Genomic DNA, 14,972 nt, shown 5'->3' with positions numbered 1-14,972 from the left:
AATAGTTTATAAATGCCGCCTATAGGCGGGCCAACAGGTACACTCGTCGAACCCCAATCAACGATCATGGACCTCGAGACAGTCAAACAGCGGGCGGAGCCGCGGGCGTTCAGTCCGAAGGACGACATGCCCGAGGAGTACCGCAAGGCGGCGACGCGGATGATCCAGTTCCACGCAAACTCGGAGATCATGGGCGCGTATCTCGAGCGCCCGTTCATCCGGCAGGCGCCGTCGCTCGACCGCAAACTCGCGTTTAGCGCGAAGGTGCAGGACGAGATCGGCCACGGACAGCTGCTCTACCGGGCAGCCGAGTCCCTGGGGATCAAGACGCGCGACGAGATGTTAGAGGAGCTCGCCAACGGGGAGGGCAAGTTCCTCAACTGTTTTCACTACCCTATGAAGAAGTGGACGGAGACGCCGATGATCGGCTTCTTCGTCGACGGCGCGGCGATGCGCCGCCAGGCGACGCTCAAGCGCTCGTCCTGGGAGCCCTACGCCCACGCGATGGACAAAGTGTGTTTCGAGGAAGGGTTCCACGTCAAACACGGCGAGGACATCCTCCGGGAGCTGGCGACGGGCTCGAAGAACGAACAGGAGATGCTCCAGGAGGCCTTCGACGAGTGGTGGCCCCGCATCATCCAGTTCTTCGGCCCCACCGACGACAAGTCGACCCACCACGACTTCGCGGCGGAGGTCGGCCTGAAGCTCAACACCAACGACGAACTCCGAAACGCCTTCCTCAACGCCTACATTCCCAAAGCGGAGAAGTACGGCCTCGAGATTCCCGACGAGCCCCGGATCGAGAAGCGAGACGACGGCACGTACAAGGTCCGCGAGGACGACCTCGACTGGGACGAGTTCTTCACCGTCGCGAAGAACGACTACGAGGGGAGCCACGAACAGATCGGCAAGCGCCACGACACCCAGGAGGCAGTCGAGTGGGTTCGTGACGTGATGGACGAAAACGAACGAACTGCGATGGGCGGGAGTGCCCCACAGGCGGCTGACTGATCATGATCTGGGAAGTCTTCAGGCAAGAGAAACCGGGCGGCTACCACACCCACTGCGGCAACGTCCACGCGCCGGACGCCGAGATGGCGAAGCTGTTTGCGGAGATCCAGCACGGCCGGCGCAAGCCGACCAACAGCCTCTGGGTCGTCCCTCAGCCCGAAGTCGCGGAGGTCGACGCCGAGGACACCAACTTCGGCGGCACCACCGACAAGTCCTACCGCTGGGCGATGACGTACAACCGCGTCGACGAGAGCTTCGCCGAGGAGGTCGCCGAATCTCAGCGCGAACAGGAGACCGCCGACAAGGAGCGCGAGGACGTGACTGCGCGGGGTGACGACTGATGGCGGCCGTCGACTCTCTGGCCGATCCCGCGGATCTTTCCGAAGAGGAGCGAGAAGCCGTCGAGACGCTGCTCTACCGGCTTGCCGACGACGAGTTCGTCCTCGCCGAGCGCTACACCGAGTGGCAGGTCCGCTCGCCGACCCTCGAGTCAGACCTTGCGCTCTCGAACATCGCCCAGGACGAGCTGGGTCACGCCCGGCTGTGGTACGACCTCCTCGAGGACTTCGGCTACGAGGAGTCCGAACTGCTCTGGGAGCGCGATCCGGCGACGTTCCGCCACTCCTCGCTCGTCGAACTCCCCTTCGAGAGCGGCGACTGGGCCGACCCGATCCTGCGGTCGTACCTCTACGACGAGGCCGAACACCTCCGGCTCGAGGCGCTCGAGGACTCGAGCTACGACCGAATCCGTGACCGCGTCGGCAAGGTTCAGGGCGAGGAGAACTACCACCGCGAGCACGCCACGAGCTGGCTCGAGCGGCTGACCGAAACCGACGACGGCCGCGAGCGGGTGCAGGCGGCCGTCGATCGGCTGTTCCCGCACGCGCTCACGCTGTTCGAGCCGTGCGCCCCGCGGGACGACGAGTCGCGGGCGGCCGAGGTCGAGTCCCGAATCGACGACCTCGGCATCCGCACCCGTTCGCTCGAGGAGATGGGCGAGGAGTGGCTCGAGACGGTCGTGCCGTTCCTCGAGTCGCTGGGACTCGAGACGCCCGTATCGGAGCGTCACGAGGTGACAGAGGACGACCTTCCCGAGGCGCGCGGACGCGACGGCAGCCACGTCGAGGAGTGGTACGACCTCTACGACGAGTTCACCCACACCTACCGCGAACTCGGGCGCACGAAGGCGGATCGCATCATGGAGGACCCCGACGACTATGGGCAGTAATCACGCCGACCGACACGACGTCGAGATCGACTTCGACGCCGAGCAGACGCCGTGTGCGTACACCCGGTACGTCGAGGGCGAGGACGTCGAGGCGCTGCCCGCGACCGGCGAGGGGGCGAGGGGTCTCGAGGCCGAGGTATGGGACGCACTCTACGCCGTCGAGGACCCCGAGATGCCGGTCTCGATCGTCGACCTCGGGCTGATCTACGGCGTCGAGTTGAGTCGGAGCGACGACGGAATCCACGCGACGGTGATCATGACGCTGACCTACACCGGCTGTCCGGCCCGAAAGATGCTCACCGACGACGTCCGCGAGGCCGCGGCCTCCCCGGAGGGCGTCGACTCGGCCGAGGTCGACCTGGTCTGGAGCCCCGAGTGGTCCCTCGAGATGGTCACCGAACAGGGCAAGGACGACCTGCGGGAGTTCGGGCTCAGCGTCTGACCATGCGACGAAACCTCGATCCCAGCGTCGACACGTCCGGCGAGGACAGCGGCGCCGAGTGTCCGTACTGCGGCTCGACGGAGACCGAGCGCGAGCACCCGAAGGGGCCGTCGCTCTGTCGCTCGATGCACTTCTGTCACGAGTGTCAACAGCCCTTCGAGAAGTTCGAGTGAAACGGTAACGCCTACGGTCGTTCGGCCCCGACGGTCGAACGTGAACCGTCGTACACTACTCGGCGCCGTCGGCACGCTCGGCGCCGCCGGCCTCGCGGGCTGTCTGGACGACGACTCCGAGAGTCTCTTCCAGAACCCGTTCAGCGGGCGCGGACTCGCCACCCCGGTTCCCGTCGAACTCACCAACGAGGGCGACAACCACTACAACGTTCACCTCGAGGCGTACGACCCCGAAGCCCAGCGGGAGACGTACGACGGGGCGTACACCGTCGTCCCGAACGAGCGGGTGAGCGCGCCCCACCTCGACGGCATCGACCAGCAGCTCCGGGTCACCCGGTTCGGGGGCGACCACGGAGACGACCTCGTCGAGCAGGCGTCGATCACCCGCGACACGCAGTACGTCCGCATCCGCATTTTCGACGACGACATCGAGGTCGAAGCCCCTGAGGGAGAGGGGACAGCGCCCGACGACGACCTGCCGGAGGCCGAGGAGGCCGACGACGCAAACGACTCGCAGTCGGCCGAGTGAACCGGTCGGTTATCCCGTTTTGTAGACGCCTCGAGCGTTCGCGATGAGCGTATCGTCCTCGGCGTACACGTCGACGTCGACGACGCCGACGTCGCCGCCGGCGCGCACCACGTCGGCCTCGGCGGACAGGTCGCCGGTGCCCGCCGAGAGGTAATCGATCCGCATGTCGATCGTCGGCACCGGCTGGTCGACCAGCGAGACGAGCGCCGCGCCGCCGACGGTGTCCGCGAGCGTGAACGTGACGCCGCCGTGGGCCATCACCCGGTCGGCGTTCCAGGAGAGTTCCTCGCGCATCTCGAGGCGCCCCTCGGCGTGACCGTCGTCGGCCTCGGTGATCTCGACGCCGAGCAGGTCGGCGAACGGCATCTCCTCGAAAAAGGATTCGATGTCCATGCGGTCGTCTGCACCGCACACGACCTTAATCGGTGCGGAACGGCGCGCGGTTCGACGGTGAGCAGAGACGACCGCTCACTCGCCGGCGGGCGAGTAGTTCGGTGCCTCGTCGGTGATGACGACGTCGTGGGCGTGTCCCTCGGCCTGACCCGCGGAGGAGACGCGGACGAACTCGCTTCGCTCCTTGAACTCGGGGATCGTCTCCGCGCCGACGTAACCCATGCCCGACTGCATGCCGCCGGCGAGCTGGTGGAGTTCGGACTGCAGCGTCCCCTTGTAGGGGGTCGCCGCCTCGACGCCCTCTGGAACGTACTCCTCGTCGTCCTCGGGGTCGTCCTTGAGGTAGCGGTCGCCGTCGCCGGACTTCATCGCGCCGACGGAGCCCATGCCGCGGTACTGTTTGTACCGCTTGCCGTTCATCGTCACGACCCGGCCGGGCGCCTCGTCGGTGCCGGCGAAGTACGAGCCGAGCATCACCGCGTCCGCGCCGGCGGCGATCGCTTTGATCGCGTCGCCGGAGTAGCGGACGCCGCCGTCGGCGATCACGGGAATGTCGTGGGCGCGGGCGACGTCCGCGACCTGGGCGACGGCCGTGATCTGGGGCATCCCCGCCCCGCTAACGACCCGGGTCGTACAGATCGAGCCGGGGCCGATTCCGACCTTGATCCCGTCGGCGAAGTCGACCAGGTCCTCGGCCGCCTCCCGGGTGCCGACGTTGCCGACGACGACGTCCGCCTCGACGCTGTCTTTGATCTCTCGAGCGCCGTCGATGACGTTCAGGTTGTGGGCGTGGGCGCAGTCGATGAAGAGCACGTCCGCGCCGGCCTCGTCGGCGGCGACCGCTCGGTCGGTCTCGAAGGGGCCGACGGCGACGCCACAGCGGAGCTGACCGCGCTCGTCGCGTGCGGCGTGTTTGTACTCCCGGCGCTGGAGGATCCCCTGCATCGTCACGAGCCCGACGAGCAGGTTCTCGTCGTCGACCACGGGAACGCGCTCGATCTTGTGCTCGTACATCAGATCGAACGCCTCGCGGGCGTTGACGTCCTCGGGTGCGGTGATGACTTCGTCGGTCATCGCCTCGGTGACGGGGTCGTCCTCGCCCACCTCGAGGTGCGGGCGAATGTCCGTACTCGAGATGATCCCCAGCACCTCGCCGTTGGTGTTGACGACGGGGGCGCCGCCGACACCCTCGCGGACCATCATCTCGTCGACCTCCGTCACCGACATCTCGGGGTCGGCCGTGACGACGTCGTCGAACGGGATGATGAGCTCGTCGGCGCGTTTCACCCGCGAGATCTCCTCGACCATCTGGTCGATGTTCAGGTTTCGGTGAATGACCCCCATGCCGCCGTGGCGAGCCATCGCGATCGCCATCTCGCTCTCGGTGACGGTGTCCATCGCCGCCGAGAGGATCGGAACCGAGACCTCGACGGATCGGGATACCCCCGAGGTCAGATCCGCCTCGTCCGGCTCGACTCGGCTCTCTTTGGGGCGGAGAAGCACGTCGTCGAACGTCAGTGCCTCCGGAACCTGTAACTTCGCAGAATAGCGCTCGTGCTCGGAAACGTCGTTCGCCATGTAAACTGTCCGGAACCGCGGCCCAAAAGCGTTGCGAGACGGCTCTCGCTCGAGAGCGCGGCTCACCCGTCCGTTCGACGCGAACCGTCAGTATCTATCGTCCGGGTCGTGGGAGTCCATAACACGACATCGTCTACCCAAATATTCCGTACGATTCTCACCAAATTCGCCCGTTCACCGACGATCTTTCGGCCCATGCGCCCGTATCCCACACAACGTTTATTGCTCGCGCGGTACTCCGATGGAGTATGTACGCTGTGAGTACTGCCGAAACCCGTACCGCTGGCCGGACGAGCTTCGACTCCGTCGCCGCGTTTGTACTCGGGAAACTCGGCTTTACAGTGCCACTCACAGCACGAGGGATTCGACGGCCGATGGACTGGCTCGCTACCCGCCAGACCGTCCGCGACCGCGACTCTCATCACCCCTCGGCCACGGGTCACGGCCATCGACCGTAATCGATGAGCACGTCACAACACCCGATTGCCCTCCGCCTCGAGCGGCTGGTCGGCGGCGACACGAAGCTGCTGGCGCTCGTCATGGGGCTGCCGCTCATCGACGGCATCTTCGTCGCGCTGATCCTCGCCGGCGGACTCGCCGATCCGATGAGCGCGATCCAGGTCGGCATCCTGATCTTCGGCGGGAGTGCGACCCTCGCGGTCATCCTCGCGGAGATGCAGGGAACGCCGCGCCAGCAGGTCGGCGTCGTCCTCCTCGTCGGACTCCCGCTGATCGCGTTTGCGGCGCTACAGGCCGCGCTCGCGCCCGCGATCGGCAGCGTCATCGACACCGTCATCTTCGAGCGCTTCGCTGCACTGGTGATCCTCGCCATCGCGGCGAAAACCGCTAGCGCGACCGTCGGTGAGTACCTGCCGAGTCCGGGCATCATCATCGGACTCGGCCTGATCGCCAGCCTCGACCCCTCCGGCGCGGAGTTCGTCGTGATGGACGACCCGGCGCTGGTCGCGAACGCGACCCTCGCCGCGGTGGTTGGCGTCGCCTTCGCCCTCGGCGTCGCCCTCGGCGGGCCGTACCTGCGCGAGTACATGGACCTCGACCGGTTCCGCTTCGGCAGCGCCGTCGCCCTCGGGATCCTCCCGCTGTCGATCATGGGGATGGCGTTCGGGCAGGCGCCCCTCGCCGTGCTCGTCGTCGCCGCGCTGTTCGCGTTCGATCCGAGCGCCACCGGGCCGACCGCGAACGAAGCCGGCGCGAGCGACGGGACGCTCACCGACGGCGGCCACGACGACTTCGACGACCTCGAGGAGCCACTCGAGGGGGACGCCGACTCCGGGCACGGTGACGATGCGTACCCAGGCGACGACACGACGACGACCGAGGGACGCGCACCCTGGCTGTAATCGAAACCACTTTAGGCGGGATCGACCAACGGAGTGACGAGGGGTCGTGGCCAAGCCAGGCATGGCGACTGACTCCAGAGGCACCGCGCCCGGGACGACACTCCAGACTGATATACTGATCGGGCACCTGATCAGTGTCCGTGTGATGACCCTCTGGAGTTCCGAGGCGCACCGGAGATATCAGTCGATCGGGGGTTCAAATCCCTCCGACCCCATTCCTCACCGCGAACGATCTCGTGAGCGGTGAGTACTGAACGAGGAGGATTGAAGCACGGTCGCAGCGAAGCTGCTCCCTGGTTCAAATCCCTTCCGACTGCAATTATCCCGTATTAGTACGGAGACGACTCCTCGAAACGAGAGGGTCGACCTCACCAAACTCGAGCGGCGCATCCGCTCGCGCCCACGTCCCAGGACGTCGCGGGAGTTCCGCTGTTCGATCTGCAACAGTCGCTGCACGCGACTGACCGACGGCATTTCCGAAGCCGGTCACTGGCGGGACTGTCCGCGACGATTGCGGCGGACGGGGACGTATCGGGCTACGCCCATGCTCACCGATGGGGGTGAGGCGGACCGATGAGTAGTCGCGTTACGGTCATTACCGGCCGTTTTACTTCGTCGGTTCGTGGAAAGAGTGTCCCGGGGGTAGTCTTTGCGACGGAGACCTACTCCGGGACGATACGTGCGAACGGTGCTCACACGAATCAATCCGTCGCTTACGGTAACTCCTTGCCGGAAGAATGGGTAGGGAAACGGAGGCTCCTACGACCTGAAATTGACCGGGAGGTGGACCGATGACGCGCGAGTTCGTCCGCGCGAGTCAGCTGTACCACGTTCCGAGTCGGACGCCCATCGCCCACCCGGCAACGCAGGCCGACGACGAGGAGGATCGTCGGGCGCTCGAGGTCGTCTCGGGTGGTGAGTCGGCGTGAGTCAGTCCACGCCCACGCCCGGTGACGGCGATCGCGTCCTCGAGGGCACACCGCGGACGGTTCGGCGGTGGGTCGGGAGTGCAGCTGCGGAACTCGCTGAGGACGATACCGACGATCGGTGGCTGTACGTTGGGCCGCACGATCTCCGCCGGACATGGGGGCACCTGGCGCTCGAGGCCGAAGTGCTCCCGTCAGTGCTGATGCAGTGGGGCGGGTGGGACGATTACGAGACGTTTCAACGCCACTACCTGGGAAGCGTTCGGAGCGTGTGCAGGCTCGAGAAGCGGAGAAAGTCGACTGGCTCTAATTCAGCCTTCATCGTCGAAACGAATATTAGCAGTAGATAATAGCACGATTTGGCCTTGTTGAAACCCTCTGTGACTGAGAGGAATCACCTGCTAAATACAGAGGATGAGTACAGAACAACGGTTGGCGTTATCTCACTCTTCCAACGCTGAGATACCCGAAAGAGAACCTGCAAACTGCGCATCTGAGAACAACGTGAGACAGTGTACAGACGACTCACGCGAGTTCACTTCTCACCGGACGCGTACTCATCGGCGGTTGAGTGAACAACGTTCTCGGCGAGTCCCTTGAACGCTCGCCGAAGCCGCTCTGACGTCGCTTGATGAGAAATACCGAGGTGTTCGGAGAGGTCTTCTTGGGCGATATCACGAGGGATGTTGAAGTACCCGTGTTCAACCGCCGCAACAAGCGCTTCATGCTGATCTTCAGTCAGATCGAACCACACTTTTTGGATATTACTGACATCATAGACGCGCGTCACATCAAGCCGGTAGCCATTATCCCTGGCGTACTGGGCTGTTGCCGAAATCTCGCTCTGTTCGGGGAACAGGACACGCAAATCCCATTGGTCGTCGTGTGCCGTCGCCCGCTGGACGGTCGCCCCGTGTTCGATCACCATATACCCCAGAATGTGGGCCTTGTCGGTCCATTCCATCCGGTAGAGACGCTCCTCGTTGATCGTCGTGAGGTGATCGATACTCGTGACGGTCGAGTCGTCTTCGAGTACCCTCGTCAAGACATCAAAATCGCCCCGTGAGGCCCAGACGAACGGCATCAGATGATCCGTATCGTGTGCGACAACACGGTCGATCCGGAACACCATCTCCGGCAGACGCTCGAGGGTCTCGGTGAGCGCGAATTCCTCAACCGGGATACTAAACTCGACGATCGTCGCCATAGCGACAGATGGACTCCCACTCATATGGGAATTCTGATAGAGGAAGCGGTGAGTGTACGATCTATGCTGTCTCTCAATTAATCAAACACAGGAATTCAGTGAAAATGCTGGGGGTTAATCCGTGTTCGCCGCCTCAGACAGTCGATGGTTGAGAGCACCCAACCCACAGACACGTCCGGTAATGACCCACCTTCTGCCGACGAAGACGTGGCGAAACTCCGTCTTCGGTTGCGCCACATCCCGCTGTTAGAACTCAAAGACCAAGGAGTGATAATCTGGGACAGGAACAGCGACCTCGTGAAAAAGGGGCCACAATTTGACGAGAAGTGGAAAGAAGAACGACCGGATGGATAAGGACGTACCCGATTCGTTACGCCGTCCACCTGTACTGAGCGTTCGACCTTCCGTGTTGATCGCTCCTCAGTCTGTGCTACATTCGCGCTCTCTATTCAGCACGATTCCAAAAACCGGTCACCGTTTGAGGCTTTCAACAAAGCCCACGATTTTTTATTCAGACATGGGCTTGAAACTGGATCGGTCGAATCGTTACGTGCAGATGCAAACTTACTGCAGGGTTTCACCAGATACCTCACTTGTAGTGGATTCGCAACTCGTCTCCGTCAATTTGAATATCGTAATCGGCAATGGTGAAGGAAATAGAAATCGCCCCCTTATCAGTAACAAGCACATCAAGTGCTTCTGGATCGATAAAATCATACAGTGGGTCGTCCAGTACTGACGGAAGATCGACTGGTTTCACGTCTTCCAGAGAAGCAAGAGCATCGATGATGACCATGCTTGGTGCTACATTTGACCAATCGTATTGGCTCTGGACTGACTCCGAGCTTGTGTTATGATCTATCACAATCCATAGACGCCCCGTAGGCGGTTATACTTGGTGTGAGATAGTGAGTGAATGACTCTGATCTACTCAGCCTCGCCTGGACTGACCGCGAGTTTCACACCGAACTCTGAATAAAGAAACCGTACTACCAACGACTGTTAGAACAGCCGACGATCGGATGGGGTTGGGGTAGTACCGGGGGAGCGTGCCTCTGACAGGTCCAAATGGTACGTGCGATGGTGGTGTGCAGGATTCCGCACATACGCCATAGCGCCCCGGTAGTCTGGAGCACAGCAAGTCCAATATTAAGATGAACGGTACCGTCAGCGACTGACGCTAAAATATGTCTGTGATGGCTATTCGCCGACTGTCCAGATCGCGTCGGTCAGGTTGTACCCTCCGAAGACGTTGATCTCGAGGCTGAACACCTCGAACATCAGCGACCCCGTAATGGGCAGAATCATCGACGCGAAAACGCCGATCAGGTCGATTTCGTCCTCTCCGGTACTGCTACTGTTCGGTCTTCCGAAATTCCACAATGTTGCCATAGGTGTGAAACCCAGGCGAGACGTTCCGGAATCGCGTAATAAACCCGACGCGCCAGAAGGTGAAACCTAGAAATTAGGTCTGTTGACACCCTTGAGAATTGACAGAAGCCGCCTGCTACATACAGAGCATCTATTTAGCACGGTCACTTTCGTTTGTTTCGGTCTGATTACGTTGAATCAGCCGATCATTGTGCGTGCGTACTGTTCGATGTTCGCCAGCACATGACACCCAGATTACGCTGTCACCATACCTGCTTATGGAGCGAGGAGATGTCTCTCCTCTATGACCGACTCGAGTAGCGACGAGTTCGACCCAACAGCACCAGACCAACGGGAGATCGGCCGCGAAATGGTTGACGACAGTACGGGACTCGGTTCGGTGATGGCCCACGCCTATCGCGGAGAGATAGACCGAGTGGGGACGTGGCGCCAGCGCCTCGACGAGACGACGACGTGGGCGGTGACGCTGATGGCAGCAATCTTGACGTGGGCGTTTTCGAGTACCGATAACCCACATTATATCTTGCTGATCGGGATCGTTGTCGTCACCATCTTTCTGGGCATAGAAGCACGGCGGTACCGGGACTACGATGTCTTTCGCTCTCGTGCTCGAGTCATCCAAGAGAACCTGTTCGCAAACGCCCTCGATCCGTCCCAGGGCACTGAAAGCCACGACTGGCGAGTGGAACTGAGCCAGGACTATCGCAGGCCGACGCTGAAAGTTTCATTATACGAAGCACTCGTAAACCGGCTCCGGCGTGTGTACCTTGCGCTGCTCGGTGTCCTATTGCTCGCGTGGGTCTTCAGGATTACAGCGTTCGCGCCGCGCCAAGACTGGCTGACAACCGCTGGAATCGCCCGTATCCCCGGGATTGCGGTGGCTGCCGTTGTGGGTGTGTTCTACGTCGTGCTGCTGGGCGTCGCCTTCTGGCCCCGCGAGCGCCATGCCAAGGGTGAATTCCGTGAAGGGGACCCGGACGACTGGAAAGAGACAGACCGATAAATCCGTTCTCTGTATTGAACGATCACTACCTTCGCAAATCGGGCTGACCCTCGTGTCACATTCGCGCTGTGTATTCAGCAGAACTGCTACAACCGATCACACTCTGTGAATGTAAACAACGGAGTCTGTACGGAATGAGTGATTACTCTCGAGACGCCACGCGCTCACCTTCGTACCGCGGTTTTACTCCAAGCGAGCGAGCTGCATCAGCGGAAACCGTGATGGACTGCTCGCCGGAAGTGACGGGCTCTTTCGCGACGTCCTCGAGAAACGCGGCCAGTTCGTCACGATATGCCTTCGAGCGTACCTCCCGAACCGTCAGGGTGTCCTTCTCTCGGTGATGAACCGCCCGGTTCGCCAGGTACGCGAGCGCGAACATCTCGCGGGTTTCGTACGGCGCGTCGTCGAGATACCACGGTAACGTGAGGTCGTCGAGGTCGGCCTTCGGACCGATCGGTGCGCCCAGGACGGCGAGCGTTCGGCCCAGAACGGTGCCGTGAATCGTCGGCCGGACTTCGGTCGCGCGGTCGTCGGTGTCCTCGTTGTAATACTCGTACTCGAGCCCGGTCGCCTCGAGTGCGTCGATCACGTGCGAGCGGTGCTGGCGGTGGTTCAGCGAAAACATCGGTTGGAACCGCTCCGTGTCGATCGGTCCGCCGGAAAAGACGTTTGCAACGAGCGTGTTCAGTGCGACAAATTCCGGGTCGAGGGACGTCGCGTCGAGCCAGCCCAGCTCGCGGGCGTCGATCGCGTTCGCCGGGTCGGGCTTCAGCCCTCGAGCCACCCCCGAACGCGACCGCGGGGAATCTCGAGTGCAGAGGAGATCGCACTCGAGCCCTTCTCCGGGTGTTCGCTCGCGTATTTCATCACCGCCTGGTAGGCGAGGACGGCCGTCCACGGGTCCGCATAGGCTGCCGTTGTAGGTGCGCGCGAGGTCGCGCTCGTCGAGGACCACCGCGTTTTCGGGCATGGGTGTGGGTTGACACTCGAGGGTATAATCCTTCGGTGAAAATTGCCGATGGCAGCAAATCGCCGATATTCTACGGGTATGAACTATCCAAGAACACCTTGTGCGATTTCTACTGGTAACTGATTATCACGTCTGAAAACGTTTAATGTAAGTAGGATCTCAAAATTTCAGTACTAACTGGTGTGTTTATTACCGGTGGTTTCACTGGAAGGGGTAACGCCAGCGGACGACTCGAGAAGCGACGGTGTGGGACTGGGTGCACATCCCCCCTCCCGTCGGTTCGGGGTTCATCGAGGACCCTGATAAGGATTCTCATCATTCGCACGGCGCAAGAACAACAGACAACAATGAACTTCGCAACGAAGCTGATCGGCAACAAGGAGGAACGGGCTGTGAGTCCCGTTATCGGAGTAATTCTCATGGTCGCCATTACTGTGATTCTGGCGGCTGTGATCGCAGCGTTCGTGATGGATATCGGAACGACGAGTCAACCACCTCAGGCAAGTTTTAGTGTGTCTCAGGGCACTGATGACGGTGACCCCGTTCACGTTCAAATTTCGAGTGCTGAGCGACTTGACGGAGTTGAAGTTGCATCTACTGATTGTAGCGATCCTGGTTTCTCGGGCACGGATTTAGATGTTGGAGAAGACCCAGGTGTTGGTGATAATGAACAGCTAAGCGGCAGCTGTACGGAAGGCGACGAGATAGATATTATCGGTGTTTACGATGGAGAGTCGACGATTATCCAATCATTTGATCTTGACCACGACCTTTAAAACAAAAAAGTGTACTTAAAACAATGAATTTCGCAAAGAAGCTGATCGGCAACGAGGAAGAACGGGCTGTGAGTCCCGTTATCGGAGTAATACTCATGGTCGCCATCACCGTGATTCTGGCGGCTGTGATTGCAGCGTTCGTGTTAGATATTGGATCAACGAGTCAGCCACCCCAGGCAAGTTTCAGCGTCTCTCAGGGGGTGGATGATGGAGATGATGTCCACATTCAAGTTTCGAGTGCCCAGCGGCTTGATGCAGTTGAAGTCGCGTCTACTGACTGTGATGCGACACTGAGCGGCTTAGATGCTGCATCAGATCCTGGAGTCGGTGATAGTGGTACAGTAGGTGAGGGCGCCACTGATTGTGATGCCGGTCACCAAATCGATATCATAGGTGTCTATGATGGTGAGTCAACGATCATCCAGTCATTCGAACTGGATCACGACCTGAGCACAGCATAACTGTATCCAATTTATATTTGCTTGCGGGATGGTTAAGAACGGCATAGGCCAGGGTCTCGAGGATGCGCTCGTCACCCTGCGTCATCCACGAAACCCGCGGTCGTCCCATTGGTCACTGGTTCCCACATCGCGGTGATCGTCACTGCGGAACGGTCACTCTTGACCCATACAGGTGTCTGTAGAGCTACGAACGATGGAATCGTATACGCGACAGGGGTTTCTACAGTGTGGCGACGGATACCAGGGAGCCTGACGCTCTCGAGTTCCTGAAATCGTAGGCCGGTACTGGTACCACCGACCCGCGAAACGCTCCCGTAAACACGGTACGGAAGCATGATTCACAACACCCATTCGGGCTATAAAGCCCCGCTCGGCGACGCACAGCTGCGGCGACTCTTTCACCACGACTGCTCGGGGTATGCTCGCCGCTATTGCCAGCCGTGACTGTCTCGAACGCAAGTCTGTCACCGCCGACAGTACGTTCACTCACACCGTGCTGCGACAGCGCTCGTTCATACCAGCATGGGCAAAACAGCCTGCAACGCCGACGGTCCAGTGCGGGTGCCAGCCGTGGAACTCTCGCCCCCGCGGACCGCGGCTCCCCACAGTGAGAGCCGTGTCCGACTATCCACTCAGCCGACGTAAAATCACCTCCCGACCTGAAAATGAACGAGGAGGATTTGAACCAGGGAGCAGCTTCCCTGCGAGCGTGGTTCGAATCCCTCCGACCGCAATGAGAGGACGGAGACGACTTCGAAACGAGAGCGTCGACGTCAGCGGACTCGAGCGGCACGCAGCGACCGAAAGAAGCCTACCGGAGTCGAGTGCTATGGTTCGACCCGGACGGTAGCACAAGGGAGCGGGCGATGACGGTTGGATGCAGTGGTTGGGTGTCTGGCCCCCTCCCGGGAGACAGTTCAGATTCGATGACTAAATATCAATAGGATCGTTGACACGGGGGGTGGAGTCGCCCGTCAGTCGTCGTCCGACGGTTCCGGTTGACGTCCTCGAGCCCAGACGTTCGTGACGGAGTCGCCGGCTGGTGGGGTGTGGCTGACCGATTTCATCGTTCGAGTGGTATCGTCTGACATAGTGACACATGGTATCGAGCGGTAGTATATAACCGTTCCGTACGAAGGGTACCAACAATATAATGTCTTTATATGTCACTCGCACATCCGACGGCGGGCCGAAAAACGGGGACGGCCGTTACTGGTCGACGGCCTCGACGGTGATCTCGCCGGCCGCCGTGACGGTAATCAGGTACTCGCTGTACTCGAACGTGACCGAGCCGTTCGCCCGGAGCCCGTCCGCGCGCGGTTCGAACAGCCGCTCGAGCGCGTCGGCGTTGATCGCGTAATGTAGCGGCTCGAGTTCGGTGACGTCGGTTCCGTCGAACGCCGCGACCGCGTCGGCGATCGCGACGCTGAGCGGTTCGTCGTCGAGTCGGTCGTACTGTACCGCGTACTGCGTACCGGCCGTCTGTGAAACGGATGATCTCGTGTTGGTCATTGGTGCGGAC

General features: G+C 61.1%; 20 protein-coding genes, 1 tRNA gene and 1 pseudogene. 14 read left to right on the top strand and 8 right to left on the bottom strand.

From position 1 onward, the window contains the following. Positions 1-66 precede the first annotated feature (66 nt). From paaA to NMQ11_RS02760, 6 genes are read left to right on the top strand one after another with little or no spacing between them, the layout of a single operon-like run. Positions 67-1,011 (top strand): 1,2-phenylacetyl-CoA epoxidase subunit PaaA, encoded by a 945-nt coding sequence (paaA, locus tag NMQ11_RS02785; protein ID WP_255169867.1) that lies wholly within the window; start codon positions 67-69, stop codon positions 1,009-1,011. A gap of 2 nt (positions 1,012-1,013) precedes the next feature. Beyond that, positions 1,014-1,352, top strand: coding sequence for a 1,2-phenylacetyl-CoA epoxidase subunit PaaB (gene paaB, locus NMQ11_RS02780; protein ID WP_255169866.1), 339 nt, complete (start codon positions 1,014-1,016; stop codon positions 1,350-1,352). After that, positions 1,352-2,239: a 1,2-phenylacetyl-CoA epoxidase subunit PaaC gene (gene paaC, locus NMQ11_RS02775; RefSeq protein WP_255169865.1), complete on the top strand. Its 888-nt coding sequence runs from the start codon at positions 1,352-1,354 to the stop codon at positions 2,237-2,239. The genes paaB and paaC overlap by 1 nt, the downstream gene beginning before the upstream one ends. After that, entirely contained in the window at positions 2,229-2,681 is a 453-nt protein-coding gene (gene paaD / locus NMQ11_RS02770; protein ID WP_255169864.1) for a 1,2-phenylacetyl-CoA epoxidase subunit PaaD, read from the top strand. The genes paaC and paaD overlap by 11 nt, the downstream gene beginning before the upstream one ends. A gap of 2 nt (positions 2,682-2,683) precedes the next feature. Further along, positions 2,684-2,854, top strand: a complete 171-nt coding sequence (gene paaE, locus NMQ11_RS02765) for a 1,2-phenylacetyl-CoA epoxidase subunit PaaE (protein ID WP_255169863.1) — start codon at positions 2,684-2,686, stop codon at positions 2,852-2,854. 40 nt (positions 2,855-2,894) lie between these two features. Beyond that, positions 2,895-3,383 (top strand): hypothetical protein, encoded by a 489-nt coding sequence (locus NMQ11_RS02760; protein WP_255169862.1) that lies wholly within the window; start codon positions 2,895-2,897, stop codon positions 3,381-3,383. Positions 3,384-3,392: 9 nt separating this feature from the next. Here the strand turns inward: NMQ11_RS02760 and NMQ11_RS02755 are convergent, their stop codons facing one another. Both NMQ11_RS02755 and guaB read right to left on the bottom strand, forming a co-directional pair. Continuing rightward, entirely contained in the window at positions 3,393-3,776 is a 384-nt protein-coding gene (locus tag NMQ11_RS02755; protein WP_255169861.1) for a PaaI family thioesterase, read from the bottom strand. Positions 3,777-3,851: 75 nt separating this feature from the next. Next, positions 3,852-5,354 (bottom strand): IMP dehydrogenase, encoded by a 1,503-nt coding sequence (gene guaB / locus NMQ11_RS02750; protein WP_255169860.1) that lies wholly within the window; start codon positions 5,352-5,354, stop codon positions 3,852-3,854. Positions 5,355-5,815: 461 nt separating this feature from the next. Between guaB and NMQ11_RS02745 the strand changes: the two genes are divergently transcribed. From NMQ11_RS02745 to NMQ11_RS02730, 4 genes are all read left to right on the top strand, one after another. Continuing rightward, positions 5,816-6,715, top strand: coding sequence for a DUF5794 domain-containing protein (locus tag NMQ11_RS02745; RefSeq protein WP_255169859.1), 900 nt, complete (start codon positions 5,816-5,818; stop codon positions 6,713-6,715). A gap of 40 nt (positions 6,716-6,755) precedes the next feature. After that, a tRNA-Trp gene (locus NMQ11_RS02740) sits at positions 6,756-6,930 on the top strand. A gap of 576 nt (positions 6,931-7,506) precedes the next feature. Next, positions 7,507-7,644, top strand: a complete 138-nt coding sequence (locus tag NMQ11_RS02735; RefSeq protein ID WP_255169858.1) for a hypothetical protein — start codon at positions 7,507-7,509, stop codon at positions 7,642-7,644. After that, complete coding sequence (locus tag NMQ11_RS02730; RefSeq protein ID WP_255169857.1) at positions 7,641-7,991, top strand: site-specific integrase; 351 nt, start codon at positions 7,641-7,643, stop codon at positions 7,989-7,991. The genes NMQ11_RS02735 and NMQ11_RS02730 overlap by 4 nt, the downstream gene beginning before the upstream one ends. 185 nt (positions 7,992-8,176) lie before the next feature. Here the strand turns inward: NMQ11_RS02730 and NMQ11_RS02725 are convergent, their stop codons facing one another. Beyond that, positions 8,177-8,848: a bacterio-opsin activator domain-containing protein gene (locus NMQ11_RS02725; RefSeq protein ID WP_255169856.1), complete on the bottom strand. Its 672-nt coding sequence runs from the start codon at positions 8,846-8,848 to the stop codon at positions 8,177-8,179. Positions 8,849-8,992: 144 nt separating this feature from the next. Between NMQ11_RS02725 and NMQ11_RS02720 the strand changes: the two genes are divergently transcribed. Further along, positions 8,993-9,202: a hypothetical protein gene (locus NMQ11_RS02720; RefSeq protein WP_255169855.1), complete on the top strand. Its 210-nt coding sequence runs from the start codon at positions 8,993-8,995 to the stop codon at positions 9,200-9,202. Positions 9,203-9,437: 235 nt separating this feature from the next. Here NMQ11_RS02720 and NMQ11_RS02715 read toward each other — a convergent pair whose 3' ends face one another. Together NMQ11_RS02715 and NMQ11_RS20280 are read right to left on the bottom strand one after the other, a co-directional pair. Then, a complete protein-coding gene (locus NMQ11_RS02715) occupies positions 9,438-9,644 on the bottom strand; it encodes a HalOD1 output domain-containing protein (RefSeq protein WP_255169854.1) in 207 nt (68 codons plus the stop codon). Between the two features lie 404 nt (positions 9,645-10,048). Next, positions 10,049-10,156, bottom strand: a complete 108-nt coding sequence (locus tag NMQ11_RS20280) for a hypothetical protein (RefSeq protein WP_486651783.1) — start codon at positions 10,154-10,156, stop codon at positions 10,049-10,051. Between the two features lie 367 nt (positions 10,157-10,523). Between NMQ11_RS20280 and NMQ11_RS02710 the strand changes: the two genes are divergently transcribed. Then, positions 10,524-11,243, top strand: a complete 720-nt coding sequence (locus NMQ11_RS02710) for a DUF2270 domain-containing protein (RefSeq protein WP_255169853.1) — start codon at positions 10,524-10,526, stop codon at positions 11,241-11,243. Between the two features lie 142 nt (positions 11,244-11,385). Here the strand turns inward: NMQ11_RS02710 and NMQ11_RS02705 are convergent. Next, positions 11,386-12,213, bottom strand: a pseudogene (locus NMQ11_RS02705) (hypothetical protein). Between the two features lie 347 nt (positions 12,214-12,560). Between NMQ11_RS02705 and NMQ11_RS02700 the strand changes: the two are divergent. Both NMQ11_RS02700 and NMQ11_RS02695 read left to right on the top strand, forming a co-directional pair. Beyond that, positions 12,561-12,989: a type IV pilin domain-containing protein gene (locus NMQ11_RS02700; RefSeq protein WP_255169852.1), complete on the top strand. Its 429-nt coding sequence runs from the start codon at positions 12,561-12,563 to the stop codon at positions 12,987-12,989. Between the two features lie 23 nt (positions 12,990-13,012). Further along, a complete protein-coding gene (locus tag NMQ11_RS02695; RefSeq protein WP_255169851.1) occupies positions 13,013-13,450 on the top strand; it encodes a type IV pilin domain-containing protein in 438 nt (145 codons plus the stop codon). A 974-nt stretch (positions 13,451-14,424) separates the two neighbouring features. Here NMQ11_RS02695 and NMQ11_RS20275 read toward each other — a convergent pair. Next, positions 14,425-14,517 carry a hypothetical protein gene (locus NMQ11_RS20275; protein WP_486651784.1) on the bottom strand — a complete coding sequence of 31 codons (93 nt, stop codon included), beginning with the start codon at positions 14,515-14,517 and terminating at the stop codon, positions 14,425-14,427. A gap of 142 nt (positions 14,518-14,659) precedes the next feature. Next, the gene (locus tag NMQ11_RS02690; protein ID WP_255169850.1) at positions 14,660-14,962 is read right to left on the bottom strand and encodes a HalOD1 output domain-containing protein; all 303 of its coding nucleotides are present in this window, start codon (positions 14,960-14,962) and stop codon (positions 14,660-14,662) included. Positions 14,963-14,972 lie beyond the last annotated feature (10 nt).

The sequence above is a fragment of the Natrononativus amylolyticus genome, assembly GCF_024362525.1.
Lineage (GTDB): Archaea > Halobacteriota > Halobacteria > Halobacteriales > Natrialbaceae > Natrononativus > Natrononativus amylolyticus.
This window is presented reverse-complemented; position numbering and strand designations above follow the sequence as displayed.